This is a genomic window from Streptomyces sp. NPDC102467, assembly GCF_044765445.1.
Lineage (GTDB): Bacteria > Actinomycetota > Actinomycetes > Streptomycetales > Streptomycetaceae > Streptomyces.
On record NZ_JBIWKA010000010.1, the window covers coordinates 99,400 to 119,771 of the forward strand.

Below are 20,372 nucleotides of genomic sequence, written 5' to 3' on the forward strand. Positions count from 1 at the left end.
TGGGCTCAGCCGCCGGTGAGCTGGGCGAACTTCTCCTCGAACGCCGTCTCTTCCTTCGCGGTCAGCGAGCGGAAGCTGTGCGCCCTGGCCGCCATCGCCTTGTCGGGGACGATGAGGGGGTCGTTCGCGACGTCCTTGTCGATCTTGGCGAGCTCCGGTTTGACGACGCTGCTGTCGAGCGGCGTGACGTAGTTGATCCAGGCGGCGAGTTGGGCACCGACGGCCGGCTCGTAGTAGTAGTCCATGAGCTTCTCGGCGTTCGTCTTGTGCCGTGCCTTGTTCGGGATCAGCATGTTGTCGGTCGACGAGATGTAACCGGCGTCCGGGATCGCGAACTTGACGTCCGGGTTGTCCGCCTGGAGCTGCACCACGTCACCGGCCCAGGCGAGACAGGCCGCCAGGTCGCCCTTGCTGAGGTCGGCTATGTAGTCGTTGCCGGTGAAGCGGCGGACCTGGTTCTTGTCGACGGCCTTCTGCAGGCGGGCGGTCGCCGCGTCGAAGTCGTCCGCCGTGAAGGTCCGCGGGTCCTTGCCGAGGTCGAGCAGGGTCATGCCGATGCTGTCGCGCATCTCGGAGAGCAGGCCGACCCTGCCCTTCAGCTTCGGGTCGTCGAGGAGCTGTGAGACCGAGGTGATCTCTTTGCCGCCCGTGGCCTTCGTGTTGTACGCGATGACCGTCGCGATGCCCTGCCAGGGGTAGGAGTAGGCGCGGCCCGGGTCCCAGTCGGGGTCGCGGAACTGGCCGGACAGATTGGTGTACGCGTGCGGCAGGTGGGCCGCGTCGAGCTTCTGCACCCAGCCGTAGCGGATGAGGCGGGCGGCGAGCCAGTCGGTGAGCACGATGATGTCGCGGCCGGTGTCCTGGCCCGCCGCGAGCTGCGGCTTGAGCTTGCCGAAGAACTCGACGTTGTCGTTGATGTCCTCGGTGTACTTGACCTGGATCCCGGTGCGCTTGGTGAACGCCTCCAGGCTGGGCCGGTGCTTCTCGTCGTCGCTCATGTCGATGTACTCGGTCCAGTTGGAGAAGGTGACCTCCTTCTCCTTGGCCGAGTGGTCCTCGGACGAGATCCCGCCCCCGGACTTGCTCGCGGCCGGGATGCCGCAGGCGCTCAAGCTCCCGAGCCCGCCGAGGGCGAGCGCGCCGCCCGTCGAGGCGCGGAGCAGGGACCGCCGGGAGAGCGCCGTCCTGGCGCGGCTGTTCCTGAAACTCCGTTGCACAGCGGCCACTTGGGCTGGGGACAGGCGGTCGGGCTCGTACTGCTCCATGCGCGTGGTGCCCTTTCGAAAGGCCCTTACGGGAGGACGGTTACGGTTGCGGTCGGTCCCCGAAGATCGTGCGGTGCCAGTCCTTCCTGGCGACCGCGGTGTTGTCGAACATGACGTGCTTGACCTGGGTGTACTCCTCGAAGGAGTACGCGGACATGTCCTTGCCGAAGCCGGACGCCTTGTACCCGCCGTGCGGCATCTCGCTGAGGATCGGGATGTGGTCGTTGATCCAGACGCAGCCCGCCTTGATCTCGCGGGTGGCGCGGTTCGCCCGGAACACGTCACGGGACCAGGCGGAGGCGGCGAGCCCGTAAGGGGTGTCGTTGGCGAGCCGGATGCCCTCCTCGTCGCTGTCGAAGGGCAGCACGACCAGGACGGGCCCGAAGATCTCGGACTGCACGACCTCGCTGTCCTGCGCGGCGTCGGCGATGAGGGTCGGCTCGTAGTAGGCGCCGCGGGCGAGTTCACCTTGCGGGGCCCGGCCGCCGGTGACCACGCGCGCGTAGTCGCGCGCACGGTCGACGAAGCCCGCGACGCGGTCGCGCTGGGCGTGCGTGATGAGCGGCCCCAGGTCGGTGTCGGGGTCGAACGGGTCGCCGAGGCGGACCGTGCGCATCAGGTCCGCGACGCCGGACACGAAGGCGTCGTAGAGCGGGCGTTGCACGTACGCGCGCGTGGCGGCGGTGCAGTCCTGCCCGGTGTTGATTAGGGCGCCCGCGACGGCGCCGTGCACGGCGGCCTCCAGGTCGGCGTCGTCGAAGACGACGAAGGGTGCCTTGCCGCCGAGCTCCAGGTGCAGCCGCTTCACGGTGGCGGTGGCGATCTCGGCGACGCGCTTGCCGACGCCGGTGGAGCCGGTGAAGGAGGTCATGGCGACGCCGGGGTGCCCGACCAGGCGCTCGCCCGCGTCCCTGCCCGCGCCGGAGACGACGTTGACGACGCCGTCGGGGATCCCGGCCTCGGTCGCCGCCTGCGCGAAGAGCAGCGAGGTGAACGGCGTCAGTTCGGCGGGCTTGAGGACGATGGTGTTCCCGGCGGCGATGGCCGGCAGCACCTTCCAGGCGGCCATCTGCAGCGGGTAGTTCCAGGGGGCGATGGAGCCGACGACGCCGATCGCCTCACGGCGTACGTAGGAGGTGTGGTCGCCGCTGTACTCACCGGCCGACTGGCCTTGCAGGTGGCGAGCCGCGCCCGCGAAGAACGCGGTGTTGTCGACGGTCCCGGGGACGTCGAACTCGCGGCTCAGCCTGATGGGCTTGCCGCACTGCAGCGACTCCAGGCGCGCGAGCTCCTCGGCCCGCTCGGCCAGCACCCGCGCGAACCGGTGCATCGCGTCGGACCGCTCGCCCGGTGTCGCGCCCGACCAGCCAGGGAAGGCCGCGCGGGCGGCGGCGACGGCGGCGTCCACGTCGTCCGCGCCCGCCAGTTCGTACGTGTACGCCTCCTCGCCGGTGGCCGGGTCGACGACGGCGTGGGTGCGGCCCGATGTGCCCTTGGCCAGGCGTCCGGCGACGAAGTTCGCCCCGTCGGCGAAGCGTTCCTGCGCGGCGGCGGCGACGGAGGTGGCCGTGAGGGGGTCGTCCGGGGTGGGGTTGTGCATGAGTGCTCGCTCTCGCTCTCCTCCGTCGATGTCCCGTCCCGCAGGCACCGACGTGGCTCCAGCTCGATTTGAGTGCCGATCCTGACAGAGGGTGGGTACTCCAACAAGTGATTCCGTTGTTGCCATTTGATTACGCGACGGAATCTGTCGACCAGGTGTCGAGTCGCCTTGGAAAACCCAGGACGGAGTGTCAGTGGTGCGTGCCAGACTCGCGTGCATGGAGATCGACAGCAGGGAAGCACTGGTGGCGGCCCTCGCTGCGGGGGCGCGCGTGAAGTATCTGTATTTCTGGGGGCACGCACCGCGCAAGGACGGCGAGCTGGGCGCGAGTTGTCTGAGTCAGTGGTGGCCGTCGCCGTTCACCGTGGACGGCGTGGAGTACGCGACGGCGGAGCACTGGATGATGGCCGCGAAGGCCCGCCTGTTCGATGACGCGGAGGCCGAGCGGCACGTGCTGGCGGCGGGACACCCGTCCCAGGCCAAGAAGGCGGGCCGCCTCGTGCGGGGCTTCGATGACGCGGTGTGGCAGCGGGAGCGGCTGCGGATCGTCGTCGAGGGCAGTGTCCACAAGTTCGCGGCGGATCCGGGCCTGCGGGACTTTCTGCTGGCCACGGGCGATCGCGTACTGGTCGAGGCGAGCCCGGTGGACCGGATCTGGGGCATCGGCCTGGCGGCGGACGACCCGGCGGCACAGGACCCGCTGACCTGGCGCGGGCCGAATTTGCTGGGGTTCGCGTTGATGGCGGCGCGGCGGCGGCTCGCGGCCGGGGCCTGACATGCGTACGGGCCCGGGGCGGCGCCCCGGGCCCGTCACACGGTTCCGGCCCTTCGGCCGGCTGTCGACCGGGAGCAGCTGTTGACCACGATCAACTGTCGACCGGGATCAGCTATTGACCACGATCGACTGTCGACCGGGATCAGCTGTCGACCACGATCAACTGCCGGCCGGGAGCAGCTGTCGGGATCAGCTGTTGACCACGACCAGCAGCACGATGAACCCGATGCCCACGACGAGGCCGAACGAGCCGCAGATGATCCCGGTCAACGCCTGTCCGGGGTTGGCCGCCTCGCCGCGCTTGGCCTTGCCACGGCCGATGATGCCGAAGACGATGCCGAGGATGCCCAGGATGATGGCGAGCGGCCACATCATGCACAGCACGGCTGAGACGATGCCGGTCACCATCGCGGTGACCCCGATGCCGTTGCTCGGCTGCGCCGGCATGCCGCCGGGCCAGCCGTACTGGGGAGGCATGCCGTACGGCGCGAGCTGCTGCGGCGGGTAGGCGTACCCCGGCCCGCCCTGGTAACTGCCGTACGACGGCAGGCCGGGGCCCGCGGGCGAGACCGGCGGGGGCGGCACGTGACCGCCCTGCTGTACGGGCGGCCCCGCGTACGGCGCCTGGGGCGGCATGTGGGCCTGAAGGGGCTGAGGTGCCTGCGGAGAGTACGGCGCCTGCGGAGGCTGAGGCGCCTGCGGGGGGTGCGGTGTCTTGGGTGCGTGTTGCACCGGCATCGCCGTCACCGTCTGGCTCTCGTGCAAGCCGCGCGCCTGCGGACCGCCCGGCTGCTGTGCCGCCGCGTCCTGCGGCGCGGCCCAGGGGTCGTTCCCCTGCGGTGTGGTGCCGTCTGCCATGTGCAGCGCCCCCTTCGTTCGTCAGTCCCGACATGCTACGGGGCCGCGGGCGGGGGCTCCCCGGCCGTGGGAATCCCGCCCGCCGGGGAGCCCGTGCCCGTGCCCCGCATACGATGCGGGGAACCCCGATCAGCCGATCACCCGAGTTCCTGGGGAGGAATCCGTGAGCCAGAGCCTGCAGACCTTTATCGCCGGACTGCCGAAAGCCGAACTCCACGTGCACCACGTGGGCTCCGCCTCACCCAGGATCGTCTCGGAACTCGCGGCCCGGCACGCCGACTCGAAGGTCCCGGCGGACCCCGAGGCCCTGGCCGACTTCTTCACGTTCACCGACTTCGCGCACTTCATCACCGTGTACCTGTCCGTGGTCGACCTGATCCGTACGCCGGAGGACGTCCGCCTCCTCACGTACGAGGTGGCCCGCGACATGGCCCGGCAGAACGTGCGCTACGCCGAGCTGACCCTCACCCCCTTCTCCTCCACCCGCCGCGGGATCGACGCCCGCGCGTTCATGGAGGCCATCGAGGACGCCCGCAAGGCCGCCGAGTCGGAGTTCGGCACAGTGCTGCGCTGGTGCTTCGACATCCCCGGCGAGGCAGGTCTTGAAGCGGCCGAGGAGACGACCCGGCTGGCGACGGACGACGCGCTGCGCCCGGAGGGCCTGGTGTCGTTCGGGCTCGGCGGCCCCGAGATCGGCGTGCCCCGGCCGCAGTTCAAGCCGTACTTCGACCGTGCGATCGCGGCGGGCCTGCGCTCCGTACCGCACGCGGGCGAGACGACCGGACCCGAGACGGTGTGGGACGCCCTGAACTACCTGGGCGCCGAGCGCATCGGCCACGGCACGTCCAGCGCCCAGGACCCGAAGCTGCTCGCGCACCTCGCCGAGCACGGGATCCCGCTGGAGGTGTGCCCGACGTCGAACATCGCGACGCGCGCCGTGACCTCCCTCGACGTGCACCCGCTGCGGCAGTTCGTGGACGCGGGCGTGCCCGTCACGATCAACTCGGACGACCCGCCGATGTTCTCCACGGACCTCAACACCGAGTACGCGGTCGCGGCCCGCCTCCTCGATCTCGACGAGCGTGGTCTGGCCGGCCTCGCGAAGAACGCGGTGCGCGCCTCCTTCCTCGACGAACCCGGCAAGGCCCGGATCGCCGCGGAGATCGACACGTACACGGACCGCTGGCTCGCCGACGCGTAAGGGAGCACCCCGCGCCACACAATGGTGGGCATGCGCACCGTGACTGCCGTCGCCCACCGAGGCGATCCCTACCGCGTCCGCGAGAACACCCTCCCGTCCCTGCGCTCCGCGCTGGAAAGGGGCGCGGACGCGGTGGAGATCGACGTACGCCTGACCCGGGACGGCGTTCCCGTACTCCTCCACGACGCGACGCTCAACCGCCTGTGGGAGCACGACCGTCCGCTGTCCGCGCTCTCCGCCGATGAGGTGCGCGGCCTGACGGCGGGCGGTGTCCCCATGCTCGCCGACGCGCTCGCCGCGACCGGGGACGGCCGGATCATGGTCGATCTGCCGGGCGCGGACGCCGAGGCGGTCCGCTCGATCGTCGGCGTCATCCGGGAGTGCGGCGCCGAGGAGCGCGTCTACTACTGCGCGGGCGCTACGGCGATGCTCAAGGTGCGGGCCGCGGACCCGGCCGCCGAGATCGCCCTGACCTGGACGAGCCTGGCCCCGCCGCGCCGCCCCCTGCTCGACGCGATCCGCCCGCGCTGGCTCAACTACCGTTTCCCGCTGGTGAGTCGGGACCTTGCGGCCCGCGTCCACCGCGACGGCTGCCTGGTCTCCGCCTGGACACCCGACACGCGCCGGTCGATGCGGCGGCTGCTCGACGCGGGCGCGGACTCGATCACGACGAACCGTGTCGACCTGCTGACGGCGCTGCGCGACGCCTGACCTGCCGCCGAGGATGGTGCGTGAGCGGCCCGCATGGGCCAACTACCGCACCAAGGAATCCCGTTGCAACCTCCGACGGCACCCGCGACCTGTCTCGCACGCTCGTCCACGCGCCAACGGTGCGCCGGAGTGCGTTGTCAGTGGGGTGCACTACGGTTCGAGGCGCACTGGCGATCGACCGCACCGTGCTCTCGCCTGGCCGATATGGACGGCCAGGCGAGAACAGAGCTGCACGCCCCCAACTTCTCGGCACGGGAGCGGGCCCTTCCGGATGGGAAGGCCGACACCGAAGGTGCCTCGCCCCCATTCAGGTGCCTCGACTCCCGTAATGCAAGGAAAACCGGGAACTTCCACGCCTCCGGGGCACGACCTGCTCGCTTTTTAGTCACCGATCGGTCACGCACGGTCGTCGCCGACCGCTCAATGACCGGCATTGTTCCGTGAATCCATGATCACGTGGCGTAACAACTACCCCTGCGGTCATTGTGGTTGACCTCCCCGGCGGACGGGCTCGGCACCCGTCCTGTCCAGGGATCCCGTCGGCTTCCGGATGGGTCGGCGGGCTTCGAGAAGGCCACACTTCTGGAGGTCCCATGGAACGAAAGCAGATATGGCTCGTTACGGCCACTCTCACGGTTTTCGCCTGGAGCGTCGCAATGGTCGCCATGGGGCAGGTCGCGGCGATCGCCGCGCTCGCGCCCGCGCTCGGCCTGACCGTGCAGCAGATCACTCGCGCGGCCCGCCACCACAACACCCCAGCCTCTGGCCACCGTGTGACCGCCTCCCCCCACGAGAAGGAGGACGGCGCACCGTGACCGCACCCTCCGATCCGTCCGCGGCACCGGACGAGTCCGAGCCGTTCGACAAGCGGGACTCCCCCGCCGCGGCTGCGCCCGCCGGCCCGGCCCACCGGCTGGGCCGCCCCGGCCGGCCGCTGGGACCCATCGCGGCCGACTGCAGCAGCGCCCACCGCGCCTGGCTGGAGCCGGTGCGCGACGCCTACCGCAGGTCCGGGCAGACCATGAGCCAGCTCGGAACCCAGCTGCACATGGCCAAATCGAAGGTCTCCGAGCTGATGAGCGGCCGTATGTATCCACGCTGGGAAGTCCTCTATCCCCTGGCGGTCGAACTGCGCATCCCCTACTCGCCATTGTTCCGCCTCTGGGCACAGGCCGCGGTGAAGACCCACAACAAGTCCCGCGCCTGGGTCGATCATTCCTTCGCCGGCGTGGCGGTGACGACCAGGCCCGCCGCCCCGCCCCTGGACTACAAGGCGTTCCGCAAGCTCACCGAGGACGGCTACCGCGACTACGCCAGTGTCTTCCTGGCCGACGACTGCTGCGATCCCGCTCTCAACGACACCTACGACCAGTTGTGGCTGAGCTGGGCCCAAGCCCTCTCCAGCCCCGATGCCCGCCGCTATGCCTGGAAGGTCCTGCGCACCACGGTCATGGCCCTCACTCCGCACATCGACGGTCGCCCCGAGTTCTCCCACACGGCCTTCGACACCGTCGCCCTACTGTCCGCCACCGACCAGGACGCGGCCCTGGAGCAGTTGCACGAGACGCTCGGCCTCTACAAAGCGATGAGCCGGCTGCCCGACCACCAGCTCGACGTCATCGTCCTGCGCCGGCTGCGTGCCATGCCGACCTGGACCGTCTCCGACCTGCTGGGCGCCCCGCTGGCCACCATCCGCTCCGACGAACGGCACGCGACCCGCTTCCTCGAGACCACCCTCGCCGCCCCACCCGACCTCGAAGGGAACCAACCGTGACTCGCATCGAAGACATCCTCTCCCGAGCCCTACTGGCCCGGGACCGCACGGTGCCTCGCGACATCGTCCCGACCACGTGCCCCACCGCACGTCATCCGCGGACCGCTCTCCCCGCCCCCGCCACGGGCGACACCGTGCCGGACAGCGATGCCGCCGAAGACCTGCGGGCCCTGTGCGAGACCCTCGTCTCCCACACCTCGGCCACCGACGTCGCCGACTTCGTCACCGAGCAAGTGCCCCAGCCCCGCAGCGCTCTGGCGCTGGCCTGCGTGCTTCAGCTCACCGACACGGACGACGGCGCCCGCTTCTGGTGGCAGTACGCCGCGGGCGCCGGGCAGCCCGCGGCCGCCTACTGCCTCTATCTCCACCACCTGGCGCAGGGCGAGGACGCCACCGCCGACTGGTGGCACCAGCAGACCGACGACGTCGAGCCCGTACCCGACAGCCCCGCGGCCGCGGAACCCGAGACGCCGGATCCCGACCAGCCGCACAGCACCTCCACCACCACGATCCTGCGGATCCTGCGCCACCTGTCCAAGCACACCGTCCGCCCGCGCACCACGGCGGTCACCCATCTCATGGCCTACATGCCGACCGCCGTCACCATCGGCTACCTCCGCGAACCGGACATGGACCTGCCTCTGCCGGGTCCCGACTTCGCGCGCCACGTCCGTGCAGTCCTCACCACGGCAGGCCGGCCCGACGCCTCCGACACCCTCCCCGGCCGCAAGTCGCACGACGCCCGGTCACTCCAGGAGGCCGTCAGCCGCTGACCGCGCTCGCCTGCGCAAGTCCGACGAGTGAGGGGCCGGGGCCGTGGACGGCGGCCGGCCCCTCTGCGGACCGAAGACAAGCTCTCAGCAGCGGTACGTCAGGAACGCGATTCCGTTGTCCGGCTCCAAGGTTTCGACACTCTTGGAGAAGAAGTCGTAGTACTCATCCGCTGTCGACAAGGAGCCCACGTCCACCCATTCCCCGCCCACGGTCAGAAGGGAGTCCACAGCGAACGCCCGCCGCGAGCACCTGGCCATGTACGCATCGAGCCCAATGCCGAATGTCGCCACGGCATCGTCGCCGACCTTCTGGTGCAGTTCCGGACGGGCCAGAACATACGTCATGAGCGGCTGACTCCGGTACCGCACCCACGCCTTCCCGGGGCGGATCTCCGTGGCCTCCGGGTCCTTGTCCATGAACTCCCGCAGCGTCCGTGCGGCCGGAAACTGCCGGACGAGCCCCTGCCACATCGTCCACCGCTCCCGGGCCCGCTCAGCAGCGCGGAGACGATGCGCTGCCAGATCGAGCAGACCCACGGGCCCGCCGTCGCACAGATGCGGGGGGATGTCGCGAAGCTCCCCACGCGCGTTCGTGAATTCCCGCAGCAGCCGGGGGTCACCCTCACTCCCGGACTTCACAATGAATTCACTGCCGGATTCTCCGATCCACCAGGTCGCCCACTCCCCGGTCCCCTCACCACCGAAAGGCTCCATAGCGGAACTGATCTTCTCGTAGAGCGGGGCATCGGACCGCTCCGTACACACCAACAGGGATTCCCCGGCCACGGAGCCGCCTTTCGAGGTCTGGAAGGAGTGACTAAAGCATGTGCGGCGGAGTGCACTCGCCAGCCGCGTCGGCGGGAACGGCCCGGGTCGAGCCACGCGTCGCGGTCGCGGTCGCCGTGCCGCCGAAGTCGATGCCGCCGGTACCGGCGGCCGGGGCGGTGGCGTGACGCGTTCTGGATGCTGAGCGGGTATCACGGTGCCACGATCGACAAGGCGGTGCGCCTCGCCGCAACGACCTGGACCGAGCGCGACATCGTCACGGCCCAGGACGGCACCGTGCCGGGGCCAGAGCCACACTGCCGGGATCGGGCACCGAGATCATCTCGCCGCGCAGCTAATGGAAGACCCGCCTCGCGATCGGCTGACGCGAGGACGCACGAAGCGCCCCGAGCCCTACAACCCCGCGATCGCGTTCCACCGCTTCGCGAACTCCGTCCGCTCCGACGGCCTGATGTCCCGCGCGATCGCGAGCCGCGAACGCATCGTGTCGTCGGGGAAGATCAGCGGGTCCTCGGCGAGTTCGGCGGTCTCCCTGTCCTTGGACGAGGCCAGGACGTCCTTGGCGGCCGGGACCGGGCAGACGTAGTTGACCCACGCCGCGAGTTCGGCGGCGACCTCGGGCTCGTAGTAGTAGTCGATCAGGCGCTCGGCGTTGGCCTTGTGGTCGGCGAGGTCGGGGATCATCAGGGACTCGGCCCACAGTTCGGCACCCTCCTCGGGCACGACGAACTCGATGTCCGGGTCGTCGGCCTGGAGCTGGATGACGTCGCCGCTGTATGCCTGGCACGCCAGCACGTCCCCGCTCGACAGATCCTTGATGTAGTCGTTGCCGGTGAAGCGGCGGATGTGTTTGGACTTCACGAGCTTCTCGACCTGGTCGCACACCGTGTGGAAGTCGTCGGCCGTCCACTTGGTGATGTCGACGCCGTTGCCCTGCATGAGGAGCGCGAAGGACTCGTCGAGGCCGGACAGGAGCGTGACGCGCCCCTTCAGGTCGTCGGACCACAGGTCGGAGACGTGCTGGATCTCGCGGCCGAGCCGGCGCTTGTTGTACGCGATGCCGGTGATGCCGGACTGCCACGGCACGGTGTACTTGCGGCCGGGGTCGAAGGCGGGCGAACGCAGCAGCGGGTCCAGGTACTTGGTGACGTTCGGCTGGCGCGCGCGGTCCATCTCCTGGACCCAGCCGAGACGTACGAACCGTGAGCACATCCAGTCGGAGATGACGAGCAGGTCGCGGCCGGTCTTCTGGTGGTTCATCAGGGACGGGCTGATCTTGCCGAAGAACTCGTCGTTGTCGTTGATCTCCTCGGTGTACTCGACCTGGATGCCGGTCCGCTTCTCGAACGCGTCCAGCGTCGGCCGCTTCGACGGATCGTCGTCGTCCACATCGATGTAGAGCGGCCAGTTCGCCCACGTGAGCCGCTTGTCCGAGGGCGAGAGGTCCTGCCCGGCGCGGTCCCCCGGCCGCACGTACGCCGCGGGCACCCCGCACCCCGACGCGAGGGCGCCGACCGCAACGGCCCCGGCACCACCGCCCAGGGCGCGCAGCAGGGAACGACGGGGGACCCGGGAGGTGACGCGGTTGGCTCGCACGCACGCAGGATGCCGCCGCCGTCCCGTCCCGGGCAATGGACGCTGCGTCGAGCGGGCCGGGCCCCAGCCGACACCCTGTCGACCTGCGAGAGCCGGCCCCCGGGCGCGGCGCCCGCTCTCAGCCCGTGCCCGGGGTCAGCCAGCCGACCAGGTCCCCGGCCGTCACGCGGTCGAGCCCGGCCGCGTCGGCCTCACCCGGAAACAGGCGGTACAGGGTTCCCGAATCCGCCTGGACGTCCGTCAGCTCGGCGTACTCCACGGCGGCGAAGACACGCCGCCCCGGGAGTGCGGCCGGGGCGGACACCTGATCCGGCTCCCAGCCCTCGCGCACCCGCAGCGCGAACTCGGCGCGGGGTTCGCCGTCGCCCCGGCGGTAGACCCAGTGGGCCGCGCTCCGGCCGCGTACGACGATGTCGCCGTCCGTCCGTGCGGCCGCCGCCCAGCACGCCACGTCCCACAGCGTCGCCCGGTCGCCCGCCTGGAACGCATCGAGCAGGTCGCGCCCGAGGCGGCGCAGGCTGTCCTTGTGCCGCCATACGTTGTGGTTCCCTTCGCCGACCGGCAGCGCCACATCGGCCCACCAGCCGCGCAGGGTCCGCAGGTCGACGACCATCGGCACCAGCGCCTTGGCGTCACCGGCGAGGTCGAAGCGCTGCCGCACGGCCCGCGCGTCGAACTTCCCGCGCACACCCCGCTCCACCCCCATGAACCCTATGAAGGCGTCGGGGAGTTCATCGAAGGGCACGTCGTTGTACGACAGGACGACAGGCACCGCGAACCGCACACCCACGCCGCGGAGCCGCCCGAGGTGCAGGTCGACGTACTCGGTGGCGCCGTGCGGGGCGGGCGCCGACGTGAGGTCACCGGAGTGCAGCGCGGCCTCGCCGCCCCACTCCAGGCGGGTGTAGTCGCAGAGCCCGACGAATCGCCACTGGTCGTCGTAGAAGGCGACCGACAGATCGAGGTCGACACGCTGCCCCTTCACCTGCATCCAGTGCAGGAAAAGCCGAAGACAGCGCCCGTCACCCGGCGCGGGCAGCCGCAGCGAACTGCCGCGCGGCACCGCCACGAGCGAGGCGGCCGAGGCCCGCTCGGCGTAGGGCACCGGCAGGTCGGCGAGCGTCGCGTCGAGCACGGCGACGTCGTAGCGGTCGTGCGGCACATCCATCCGCCGCACCGCCTCGGCCTCGATCAGCTCGGCGGCACGATCGGCGGCGCGCCGGAGCAGGGGCGGCCGGTGGTCATCCGTCGCGTAGGCCTTGGTGACACGGCCGCGCGGGAAGAAGACCCGCCGGTGCCCGGGTACGGTGCGCACCGCGAGCTTGCCCCAGGCTCCCAGGAGCGGTCCCACCCCTGTCCCCGGCACGGCCTCACCGAGCGCCTCGGTCACCAGCTCCGGTGTCCCCGCCACCACGGACCGGGACAGCAACACGTCGAGCCGACGCAGCAGTTCACCGGGGCGGTCGCTCAACAGCTCGGTGGCGCGGGGGATGTCCCAGGCCGCGAGGGCGCTCTCCACTCCGCCCGCCCAGGTGTCCAGGCGCAGTCGGTCGCCGACGAGCCGGACGGCATCGCCGTGGCGGGAGGCCTCCCGCAGCAGCGCGTCGGTGAACTCCCCTTCGTTGGCGAGCTTCAGGCCGCGCAGCACGGCGAAGGCGAGGACGGCCCGCGGGTATCGGCGGGCGTGCTCGAAGGGGTGCAGCACCTCGCCGACCCGCTTGAACGCGCCGGCCCTGCGCCGCATGTCCGCACCCACCGACCGGAGGTCCAGCCTGTCGAGGGCTCCGAGCAGCCGGCGCCGCAGCGCCCGCGGCACACTGCGCAGCCGCACGGGTTCCAGCAGGTCCGGGTCGCCGCCCGAGCGCACGACGAGCAGACGCAGTACGTCGGTGGCGGTGTCGATGTATCCGTCAAGCGCGTCCGGCTCGTGTTCGGCGAGCAGCGCGAGGACGAGCGCCTTTGACTCACGTACGGGAATCTCTTCCGGCAGGACGTGCGAAAGTGCCGCGGGAGCAAGCGTGTTGAGCAGGAGCACGAGGTCGTCGTGGTCCTGCGCGTCCAGCGGTGTGCGGCGGGCGAGCAGGGCGCGCAGCTCGGCGGCGGCGCCGTCGTCGAGGGACGTGCACAGGCTGAGGGTGCGCAGGACGTCGCGGTCGCCCTCGAAGGAGGGGTCGCCCTCGAAGGAGGGGACGCCCTCGAAGGAGGGGACGCCCTCGTAGGAGGGGACGTCGAGCCAGGGCCGCACGGGCCCGTCGGTGTCGTACCGCTTCTCGCAGACGGGGCACGCGTACCAGGTGCAGCACTCATCGCAGCACCCGAAGTCGATCTCGGCCAGGCAGGACGCACACAACAGGTGCGCGCAGGGGGCCATGGCCCGCACCTCGCGGCCCGGACGGCCGCAGTCCATGCACGGCTGATGCGGCTGCGCGCCGAGCGCGGCGAGGATGTGGCTGGTGTAGAGACGGTGTGCCTGCCGGTACGGGACGTCCTGCGGGAAGCTGCGGAACAGGGGCGCGTGGTGCCGGTCGGCGCCGGTGAGCGCGGCGACATCGGCGAGCAGCCGCGTCCCGGCCCGGGCGAGCGCGTCCTCGTCGAGCATGCCGAGTGCGCGGCGCAGCGGGGCGGCCAACAGATGGCCGAGACCGGCGAGTTCGGCCTCCAGGACGACGACTCCGGCGGCGGTGACGGAAGGGGTCGGGCCCGCGCCTTCCTCGACGTGCACCTGCTGCCGGCGTCGCAGCATCAGCGCCGCGATCTCCTGGTTCATGTCCCGCTCGCCCCCGTACGTTCACGACAACGCGGGGGCGGGAAGTGGGCGCACTACGGTTCTTTTTCAGAGAGAGAAGAGAAGGAAGCACGCCGCGGAGCCGCCCCCGCGCAGCTCACAGTACGGCTGGTCCGTCGCGGGACGCACCGCATTTACAGGCGGGCAACAGCCCGCAGATACCGCCCCGTCACCCACCCCTGCACAGCCCGCGCCACAGGCCCCCCGACCCGCGTGTACCACCGCCCGGCGCGCGAGAACGCCCGGATCCGGAACCAGACGGAGTCGTCCGCGTCCCGCGTCACGACGAACGCCTCCTCGCCGCACTCCGGATGTCCGGGCAGCGTCCCGTACGCGAAGCCGATGCGGGAGCTGTCGCGTACGACCGCCACCACCCGGCAGGGAATGCGCAGCCACAGCAGCCGCAACACGACATCCGCACCCGCACGGACGTCGTCCCCCGGCGTCACCCGCAGTCCGGCCCCGCGCTGCGCACCCCACGCGAGAACCGCCGCACCCGCCCGCTCGAAGCATTCGGTGCCCGAGCCGAGCCGGACGCGGCGGTCCAAGTGGGCGTACCCCGACGGGAGTTCTCCGTCCGTCAGGGTCGCGCCGGTGGCCTCCGGATAGGTGAGTCTCACGCGTCCAGCGACGTCATCACGTGCTTGATGCGCGTGTAGTCGTCGAAGCCGTACCCGGACAGGTCCTTGCCGTAGCCGGACTTCTTGAAGCCGCCGTGCGGCATCTCGGCGACCAGCGGGATGTGCGTGTTGATCCAGACGCAGCCGAAGTCGAGCACCTTCGACATGCGCATCGCGCGCGCGTGGTCCTTGGTCCACACCGAGGAGGCGAGGGCGTAGTCGACGCCGTTGGCCCACTCGGTGGCCTGTGCCTCGTCCGTGAAGGACTGGACGGTGATGACCGGGCCGAAGACCTCGTTCTGGATGATCTCGTCGTCCTGCTTGAGGCCCGAGACGACGGTCGGGGCGTAGAAGTAGCCCTTCTCGCCGACCTGGTGGCCACCGGCCTCGACCTTCGCGTGCGCCGGGAGGCGCTCGATGAACCCGGAGACCTGCTTGAGCTGGTTCGGGTTGTTGAGCGGGCCGTAGAGCACGTCCTCGTCGTCCGGCTGGCCGGTCTTGGTGTCGGCGGCGGCCTTGGCGAGCGCGGTCACGAACTCGTCGTGGATCGACTCCTGTACGAGGACGCGCGTGGCGGCCGTACAGTCCTGCCCCGCGTTGAAGTACCCCGCCACCGAGATGTCCTCGACGGCCTTCGCGATGTCGGTGTCCTCGAAGACGACGACCGGGGCCTTGCCGCCCAGCTCCAGGTGGACCCGCTTGAGGTCCTTGGACGCGGACTCGGCGACCTGCATGCCGGCGCGCACGGAGCCCGTGATGGACGCCATCGCCGGGGTCGGGTGCTCGACCATGGCGCGGCCCGTGTCGCGGTCGCCGCACACCACGTTGAAGACGCCCTTGGGGACGATCGAGCCGATGATCTCGGCCATCAGGACGGTGGAGGCCGGGGTGGTGTCGGAGGGCTTGAGGACGACCGTGTTGCCCGCGGCGAGCGCGGGGGCGAACTTCCAGACGCCCATCATCATCGGGTAGTTCCAGGGCGCGACCTGCGCGCAGACACCGATCGGCTCGCGCCGGATGATGGAGGTGAGGCCCTCCATGTACTCACCGGCCGCGCGGCCCTCGAGCATCCTGGCCGCGCCCGCGAAGAAGCGGATCTGGTCGACCATCGGCGGGATCTCTTCGCTGCGGGTGAGCCCGATGGGCTTACCCGTGTTCTCCACCTCGGCCGCGATGAGCTCCTCGGCCCGCTCCTCGAACGCGTCCGCGATCTTCAGGAGGGCCTTCTGACGCTCGGCCGGGGTCTGGTCGCGCCAGGCCGGGAACGCGGCCTCGGCGGCGGCCATCGCGGCGTCGACGTCGGCCTGCCCGGAGAGCGGGGCGGTCGCGTACGCCTCGCCGTTGGCCGGGTTGACCACTTCGGTGGTCCGGCCGTCGGCGGCGTCCCGGAACTCGCCATCGATGTAATTACGCAGACGACGCAGCTCACTGGTGGTCACTGACCGGCCTCCTTATGTCGGGTGTCCACTGCTTGAGACACCCACCCTAATCCGAGCACCGACGTTTTCGACACCCCCCACTCCCCCGCACCTACGAAATCCGTGACGATCGGACGCGTAGACAACGAATTACATCGATCCAGGCTTGCGGAACTGTCGAGTCCTCGTGCAGAGTGAGGTCGTGGCCAGTCGCAGCGCAGATCCCAAGGGACCCCGTCAGAGGAACGGCGGAAGTCCGCCGCTGGACGCCGTCTCCCTCGCCATCATCGAGCAGCTCCAGGAGGACGGCAGGCGCCCGTACGCCGCCATCGGCAAGGCCGTGGGCCTCTCCGAGGCGGCCGTGCGCCAGCGCGTCCAGAAGCTGCTCGACCAGGGCGTGATGCAGATCGTCGCCGTCACGGACCCGCTCACCGTGGGCTTCCGGCGGCAGGCGATGGTCGGGATCAACGCGGAGGGCGATCTCGATCCCGTGGCCGACGCGCTGACGGCCATGCCGGAGTGCGAGTACGTCGTGATGACCGCGGGCTCGTTCGACCTGATGGTGGAGGTCGTCTGCGAGGACGACGACCACCTTCTGGACGTGATCAACAAACGCATCCGGGCCCTCCCCGGAGTGCGCTCCACCGAGAGCTTCGTCTACCTCAAGCTCAAGAAGCAGACCTATATGTGGGGAACCCGATAGCCGTGAGCAAGGACCTCAGCCGAACCGCGTACGACCACCTGTGGATGCACTTCACGCGTATGTCGTCGTACGAGAACGCGCCCGTTCCCACCATCGTGCGTGGCGAGGGCACCTACATCTGGGACGACCAGGGCAAGAAGTACCTCGACGGGCTCGCGGGCCTCTTCGTGGTCCAGGCCGGTCACGGCCGCCGTGAGCTCGCCGAGGTCGCCGCCAAGCAGGCGGCCGAGCTGGCCTTCTTCCCCATCTGGTCGTACGCCCACCCCAAGGCCGTGGAGCTGGCGGAGCGCCTGGCCCACCACGCCCCGGGCGACCTCAACAAGGTCTTCTTCACCACCGGTGGCGGCGAGGCCGTCGAGACCGCGTGGAAGCTGGCGAAGCAGTACCACAAGCTCACCGGCAACCACACGAAGTACAAGGTCATCTCGCGCGCGGTCGCCTACCACGGCACCCCGCAGGGCGCCCTGTCCATCACCGGACTCCCGGCGCTGAAGGCCCCGTTCGAGCCGCTCGTGCCCGGCGCGCACAAGGTGCCGAACACGAACATCTACCGCGCCCCGATCCACGGCGACGATCCGGAGGCCTTCGGCCGCTGGGCCGCCGACCAGATCGAGCAGGAGATCCTCTTCGAGGGCCCGGAGACGGTCGCGGCCGTCTTCCTGGAGCCGGTACAGAACGCCGGCGGCTGCTTTCCGCCGCCGCCCGGCTACTTCCAGCGCGTGCGCGAGATCTGCGACCAGTACGACGTGCTGCTCGTCTCGGACGAGGTCATCTGCGCCTTCGGCCGCCTCGGCACGATGTTCGCCTGCGACAAGTTCGACTACGTCCCGGACATGATCACCTGCGCCAAGGGCATGACCTCGGGCTACTCCCCGATCGGCGCCTGCATCATCTCGGACCGGCTCGCCGAGCCGTTCTACAAGGGCGACAACACCTTCCTGCACGGCTACACCTTCGGCGGTCACCCGGTCTCCGCGGCCGTGGGCGTCGCCAACCTCGACCTGTTCGAGCGTGAGGGCCTCAACCAGCACGTGCTCGACAACGAGGCGAACTTCCTCCAGACGCTGCAGAAGCTGCACGACCTGCCGATCGTCGGCGACGTCCGCGGCAACGGCTTCTTCTACGGCATCGAGCTCGTCAAGGACAAGGCCACCAAGGAGACCTTCACGGACGAGGAGTCGGAGCGCGTGCTCTACGGCTTCGTCTCCAAGAAGCTCTTCGAGTACGGCCTGTACTGCCGCGCCGACGACCGCGGCGACCCGGTCATCCAGCTCTCCCCGCCGCTGATCGCGGACCAGTCGACGTTCGACGAGATCGAGGGCATCGTCCGCCAGGTGCTCACCGAGGCCTGGACGAAGATCTGATCAGCCTTCAGTAACCGGCCCGGCTGCGCCCATCCGAGTGAGATGGGGGCGGCCGGGCCGCGTCCTTTCTCCGGCGCCCGCCCATGGATACCTACCGTGCCCAGTGACCGATCGGCCCCGCCTTCGTTCCCCCGTATGGGGGAAGGCAACTGATCTGAACGAGGTGTACGCCATGGTGGCCCCGCCGGACAACGACGTGCTCTGGGCACGCGCCCTGCACTTCTCCCACAACGGCTCGCCCGCGCTCACAAGCGTGTCGCTCGGCGTCCGCGAGGGCGAGATCCTCGCCGTCAGCGGCCCACGCGGCGCCGGCAAGACGACCCTGCTGCAGTGCCTGTCGGGCCAGCTGCTGCCGCGGGAGGGCGAGGTGTGGTTCAACAGCACCCCGGTGCACACCATGGGCCCGCTGGTGCGCGAGCGGCTGCGCCGCGACCGGTTCGGCTGGATCGACCCCGAGCCCGCCCTCGTCCCCGAGCTGAACGTGTGGGAGAACACCGCCCTGCCGCTGATGATGCGCGGCACCGGCCGGCGCCCCGCCAAGGCCGCCGCCCAGGAGTGGCTCGACCGGCTCGACGTCGGCCACCTCGCCCGCAAGCGCCCCGGCGCCCTGCGGATGGCCGAGCGGCAGCGCGTCGCCATCGCCCGCGCCCTGGTGCACGCCCCGGACGTGGTCTTCGCCGACGAGCCGACCGCGACCCTGCACCGCGCCGACCGCGCGCACGTCCTGCGCACGCTGACGGCGGCGGCCCGCTCGCACGCCATCACCGTCGTCCTGGCCACGCACGACCCCGAGGTCAGCGCGCTCGCCGACCGCACGGTGGCGCTGCTCGACGGGCGCCTCGTCACCACGGTGCACCTGCCCGCGGGGACCGCGGGGACGGAAGGCCGGGCCGAGTGCTCGCTCTCCGTCTAGCCCGCGGCGCCCGTCCCCTGGTCCAGCTCCGCAGACTCCTGGTCGCCGCCGCCTCGGCCGGCACCGGCTTCCTGCTGCTGTGCACGCTGGGCTACGCGATGGGCCACCCCGAAGCCTCCACGAACGCCGTGCTGCGCCTGGTCTGGTGCGCCGTGCCGCTCGCCGCCACCGTGTACTTCGCGGTCGCCGTCGCCCGCTCGGACCCGGCGACGAAACCGCGCCCCGGCCTGTCCGCGGTGGGACTCGGCCCGGCCCGCCTGACGCTCCTCGCCGCGATCTCCACGGCGGTCGCCTGCACGCTCGGCTCGATGCTGGCGCTGCTGTTCTTCCTGCATCTGCGCGGCGACCTGTCGGGGCTGCCGTTCGACGGAGCGGCACATCGACTCCTCGCCTCGGACCGGCCGTTGCCGCTGGCCGCCGCCCTCACCCTGCTCACCTTCGTGCCGCTCGCCGCGTCCGGCGCCAGCGCCGTGGTGCTGCGCCCCGGGATCGCCAAGCCTGCGGGGCGGGTCAGGCCCGGCAGGCCCGGCACGTCGGTGGCCGACGAGCCCGAGCAGCCCGCCGCCGAGCCGACGCCCGCGCCGACCGGCCTGCCGTGGGGGGTCGCCCTGCTCGCCGCCGGCCTCGCCGTGGAGACGTACGCCTCGCACGCGCGCGGCGCCGACGGCCCGCCGCTGCCGGGCGGCCTCGGCGGCAGCCCCGGCGGAGCCCTGGCCGGCTGGGCGCTGACCGCGCTCGGCCTGGCGCTCGCCGGACCCGGTCTCACCTATCTGTGCGGGCGGGCACTTCAGGCGGTGCGCCCGGGAGCCGTCCGGCTGCTCGCCGGGCGCGTACTGCAGGAGGAGGCGCGGCGCATCGGGCGCCCGCTCGGCGTCGTCTGCGCGGTCGCCTCGGCCGCGTACGCGGCGAACATCCTGTACGGGCACGCAGGAGCGGCCGCTCCCGGCCTCGGGCCGCTGTCGGCCCTCGGCGCGGCGCTCGTCGTCGGCTGCACCCTCGCCACGCTGGTGACCGCGGCCGTCGAGGCCCGTCAGGCCCGCAGGCACACCACGTCCGCGCTCCTGCGGATCGGCGCCCCGGCGACGATGCTGCGCGGCGCCGCGGCCCTGCGCGCAGGCGCCCTGCTGGCCATGTTCGGAGCGCTGACCTGGGCAGTCTCGGAACTTTCGGCCATTCCTCTGTCGTCCCGATGACTTTCGCCCGCGCGGCCCGTCTAATCCTGCGTACGAG

General features: G+C 70.8%; 19 protein-coding genes. 11 read left to right on the plus strand and 8 right to left on the minus strand.

Features of this window, described 5'->3' with window-relative positions; genetic code table 11:
* Window positions 1–5: 5 nt before the first annotated feature.
* A complete protein-coding gene (locus ACIREE_RS21800) occupies window positions 6–1,265 on the minus strand; it encodes a spermidine/putrescine ABC transporter substrate-binding protein (protein ID WP_404154510.1) in 1,260 nt (419 codons plus the stop codon).
* Window positions 1,266–1,305: 40 nt separating this feature from the next.
* On the minus strand, window positions 1,306–2,865 hold the full coding sequence (locus tag ACIREE_RS21805; protein WP_404154513.1) for a gamma-aminobutyraldehyde dehydrogenase: 1,560 nt from the start codon (window positions 2,863–2,865) through the stop codon (window positions 1,306–1,308).
* A gap of 217 nt (window positions 2,866–3,082) precedes the next feature.
* On the opposite strand from ACIREE_RS21805, the gene ACIREE_RS21810 reads away from it, so the two are divergent.
* Window positions 3,083–3,640 carry an NADAR family protein gene (locus ACIREE_RS21810; protein ID WP_404154515.1) on the plus strand — a complete coding sequence of 186 codons (558 nt, stop codon included), beginning with the start codon at window positions 3,083–3,085 and terminating at the stop codon, window positions 3,638–3,640.
* 189 nt (window positions 3,641–3,829) lie between these two features.
* Here ACIREE_RS21810 and ACIREE_RS21815 read toward each other — a convergent pair whose 3' ends face one another.
* Window positions 3,830–4,498 carry a DUF4190 domain-containing protein gene (locus ACIREE_RS21815; RefSeq protein WP_404154518.1) on the minus strand — a complete coding sequence of 223 codons (669 nt, stop codon included), beginning with the start codon at window positions 4,496–4,498 and terminating at the stop codon, window positions 3,830–3,832.
* Window positions 4,499–4,634: 136 nt separating this feature from the next.
* Here ACIREE_RS21815 and ACIREE_RS21820 point away from each other — a divergent pair, with 136 nt between their 5' ends.
* The 5 genes from ACIREE_RS21820 (at window position 4,635) to ACIREE_RS21840 (ending at window position 8,957) form a co-directional block, all read left to right on the plus strand.
* Complete coding sequence (locus ACIREE_RS21820; RefSeq protein WP_404155133.1) at window positions 4,635–5,699, plus strand: adenosine deaminase; 1,065 nt, start codon at window positions 4,635–4,637, stop codon at window positions 5,697–5,699.
* 30 nt (window positions 5,700–5,729) lie between these two features.
* Entirely contained in the window at window positions 5,730–6,410 is a 681-nt protein-coding gene (locus ACIREE_RS21825) for a glycerophosphodiester phosphodiesterase (protein WP_404154521.1), read from the plus strand.
* 593 nt (window positions 6,411–7,003) lie between these two features.
* Window positions 7,004–7,225, plus strand: coding sequence for a hypothetical protein (locus ACIREE_RS21830; RefSeq protein ID WP_404154524.1), 222 nt, complete (start codon window positions 7,004–7,006; stop codon window positions 7,223–7,225).
* The gene (locus ACIREE_RS21835) at window positions 7,222–8,184 is read left to right on the plus strand and encodes a sigma-70 family RNA polymerase sigma factor (protein WP_404154526.1); all 963 of its coding nucleotides are present in this window, start codon (window positions 7,222–7,224) and stop codon (window positions 8,182–8,184) included. Before ACIREE_RS21830 ends, ACIREE_RS21835 begins: the two co-directional genes overlap by 4 nt.
* On the plus strand, window positions 8,181–8,957 hold the full coding sequence (locus tag ACIREE_RS21840) for a hypothetical protein (RefSeq protein WP_404154529.1): 777 nt from the start codon (window positions 8,181–8,183) through the stop codon (window positions 8,955–8,957). The genes ACIREE_RS21835 and ACIREE_RS21840 overlap by 4 nt, the downstream gene beginning before the upstream one ends.
* 84 nt (window positions 8,958–9,041) lie before the next feature.
* Here the strand turns inward: ACIREE_RS21840 and ACIREE_RS21845 are convergent, their stop codons facing one another.
* The gene (locus tag ACIREE_RS21845) at window positions 9,042–9,743 is read right to left on the minus strand and encodes a hypothetical protein (protein ID WP_404154531.1); all 702 of its coding nucleotides are present in this window, start codon (window positions 9,741–9,743) and stop codon (window positions 9,042–9,044) included.
* A gap of 38 nt (window positions 9,744–9,781) precedes the next feature.
* Here ACIREE_RS21845 and ACIREE_RS21850 point away from each other — a divergent pair, with 38 nt between their 5' ends.
* Window positions 9,782–9,910 carry a hypothetical protein gene (locus tag ACIREE_RS21850; RefSeq protein ID WP_404154534.1) on the plus strand — a complete coding sequence of 43 codons (129 nt, stop codon included), beginning with the start codon at window positions 9,782–9,784 and terminating at the stop codon, window positions 9,908–9,910.
* A 226-nt stretch (window positions 9,911–10,136) separates the two neighbouring features.
* On the opposite strand, the gene ACIREE_RS21855 is transcribed toward ACIREE_RS21850, so the two are convergent.
* The 4 genes from ACIREE_RS21855 to ACIREE_RS21870 all read right to left on the minus strand — a co-directional run bounded on the left by ACIREE_RS21855 (window position 10,137) and on the right by ACIREE_RS21870 (window position 16,183).
* Window positions 10,137–11,339, minus strand: coding sequence for a spermidine/putrescine ABC transporter substrate-binding protein (locus ACIREE_RS21855; RefSeq protein WP_404154537.1), 1,203 nt, complete (start codon window positions 11,337–11,339; stop codon window positions 10,137–10,139).
* Window positions 11,340–11,457: 118 nt separating this feature from the next.
* Window positions 11,458–14,106 (minus strand): MXAN_6230/SCO0854 family RING domain-containing protein, encoded by a 2,649-nt coding sequence (locus ACIREE_RS21860; protein ID WP_404154540.1) that lies wholly within the window; start codon window positions 14,104–14,106, stop codon window positions 11,458–11,460.
* 152 nt (window positions 14,107–14,258) lie between these two features.
* The gene (locus tag ACIREE_RS21865) at window positions 14,259–14,744 is read right to left on the minus strand and encodes a DUF1990 family protein (RefSeq protein ID WP_404154543.1); all 486 of its coding nucleotides are present in this window, start codon (window positions 14,742–14,744) and stop codon (window positions 14,259–14,261) included.
* Entirely contained in the window at window positions 14,741–16,183 is a 1,443-nt protein-coding gene (locus ACIREE_RS21870) for a gamma-aminobutyraldehyde dehydrogenase (RefSeq protein ID WP_404154546.1), read from the minus strand. The genes ACIREE_RS21865 and ACIREE_RS21870 overlap by 4 nt, the downstream gene beginning before the upstream one ends.
* A gap of 166 nt (window positions 16,184–16,349) precedes the next feature.
* Here ACIREE_RS21870 and ACIREE_RS21875 point away from each other — a divergent pair, with 166 nt between their 5' ends.
* The 4 genes from ACIREE_RS21875 (at window position 16,350) to ACIREE_RS21890 (ending at window position 20,335) form a co-directional block, all read left to right on the plus strand.
* A complete protein-coding gene (locus tag ACIREE_RS21875) occupies window positions 16,350–16,865 on the plus strand; it encodes an Lrp/AsnC family transcriptional regulator (protein ID WP_404154549.1) in 516 nt (171 codons plus the stop codon).
* The gene (locus ACIREE_RS21880; RefSeq protein WP_404154552.1) at window positions 16,850–18,229 is read left to right on the plus strand and encodes an aspartate aminotransferase family protein; all 1,380 of its coding nucleotides are present in this window, start codon (window positions 16,850–16,852) and stop codon (window positions 18,227–18,229) included. Before ACIREE_RS21875 ends, ACIREE_RS21880 begins: the two co-directional genes overlap by 16 nt.
* Before the next feature lie 172 nt (window positions 18,230–18,401).
* Window positions 18,402–19,142 carry an ABC transporter ATP-binding protein gene (locus ACIREE_RS21885; protein WP_404154555.1) on the plus strand — a complete coding sequence of 247 codons (741 nt, stop codon included), beginning with the start codon at window positions 18,402–18,404 and terminating at the stop codon, window positions 19,140–19,142.
* Window positions 19,124–20,335 carry a hypothetical protein gene (locus ACIREE_RS21890; protein WP_404154559.1) on the plus strand — a complete coding sequence of 404 codons (1,212 nt, stop codon included), beginning with the start codon at window positions 19,124–19,126 and terminating at the stop codon, window positions 20,333–20,335. Before ACIREE_RS21885 ends, ACIREE_RS21890 begins: the two co-directional genes overlap by 19 nt.
* Window positions 20,336–20,372: the final 37 nt, after the last annotated feature.

Coding starts and splice junctions, on each gene's coding strand:
- ACIREE_RS21810 (WP_404154515.1), top strand. CDS start 3,083: ATGGAGATCGACAGCAGGGAAGCACTGGTGGCGGCCCTCGCTGCGGGG.
- ACIREE_RS21825 (WP_404154521.1), top strand. CDS start 5,730: ATGCGCACCGTGACTGCCGTCGCCCACCGAGGCGATCCCTACCGCGTC.
- ACIREE_RS21830 (WP_404154524.1), top strand. CDS start 7,004: ATGGAACGAAAGCAGATATGGCTCGTTACGGCCACTCTCACGGTTTTC.
- ACIREE_RS21860 (WP_404154540.1), bottom strand. CDS start 14,106: ATGAACCAGGAGATCGCGGCGCTGATGCTGCGACGCCGGCAGCAGGTG.
- ACIREE_RS21850 (WP_404154534.1), top strand. CDS start 9,782: ATGTGCGGCGGAGTGCACTCGCCAGCCGCGTCGGCGGGAACGGCCCGG.
- ACIREE_RS21885 (WP_404154555.1), top strand. CDS start 18,402: ATGGTGGCCCCGCCGGACAACGACGTGCTCTGGGCACGCGCCCTGCAC.
- ACIREE_RS21800 (WP_404154510.1), bottom strand. CDS start 1,265: ATGGAGCAGTACGAGCCCGACCGCCTGTCCCCAGCCCAAGTGGCCGCT.
- ACIREE_RS21805 (WP_404154513.1), bottom strand. CDS start 2,865: ATGCACAACCCCACCCCGGACGACCCCCTCACGGCCACCTCCGTCGCC.
- ACIREE_RS21815 (WP_404154518.1), bottom strand. CDS start 4,498: ATGGCAGACGGCACCACACCGCAGGGGAACGACCCCTGGGCCGCGCCG.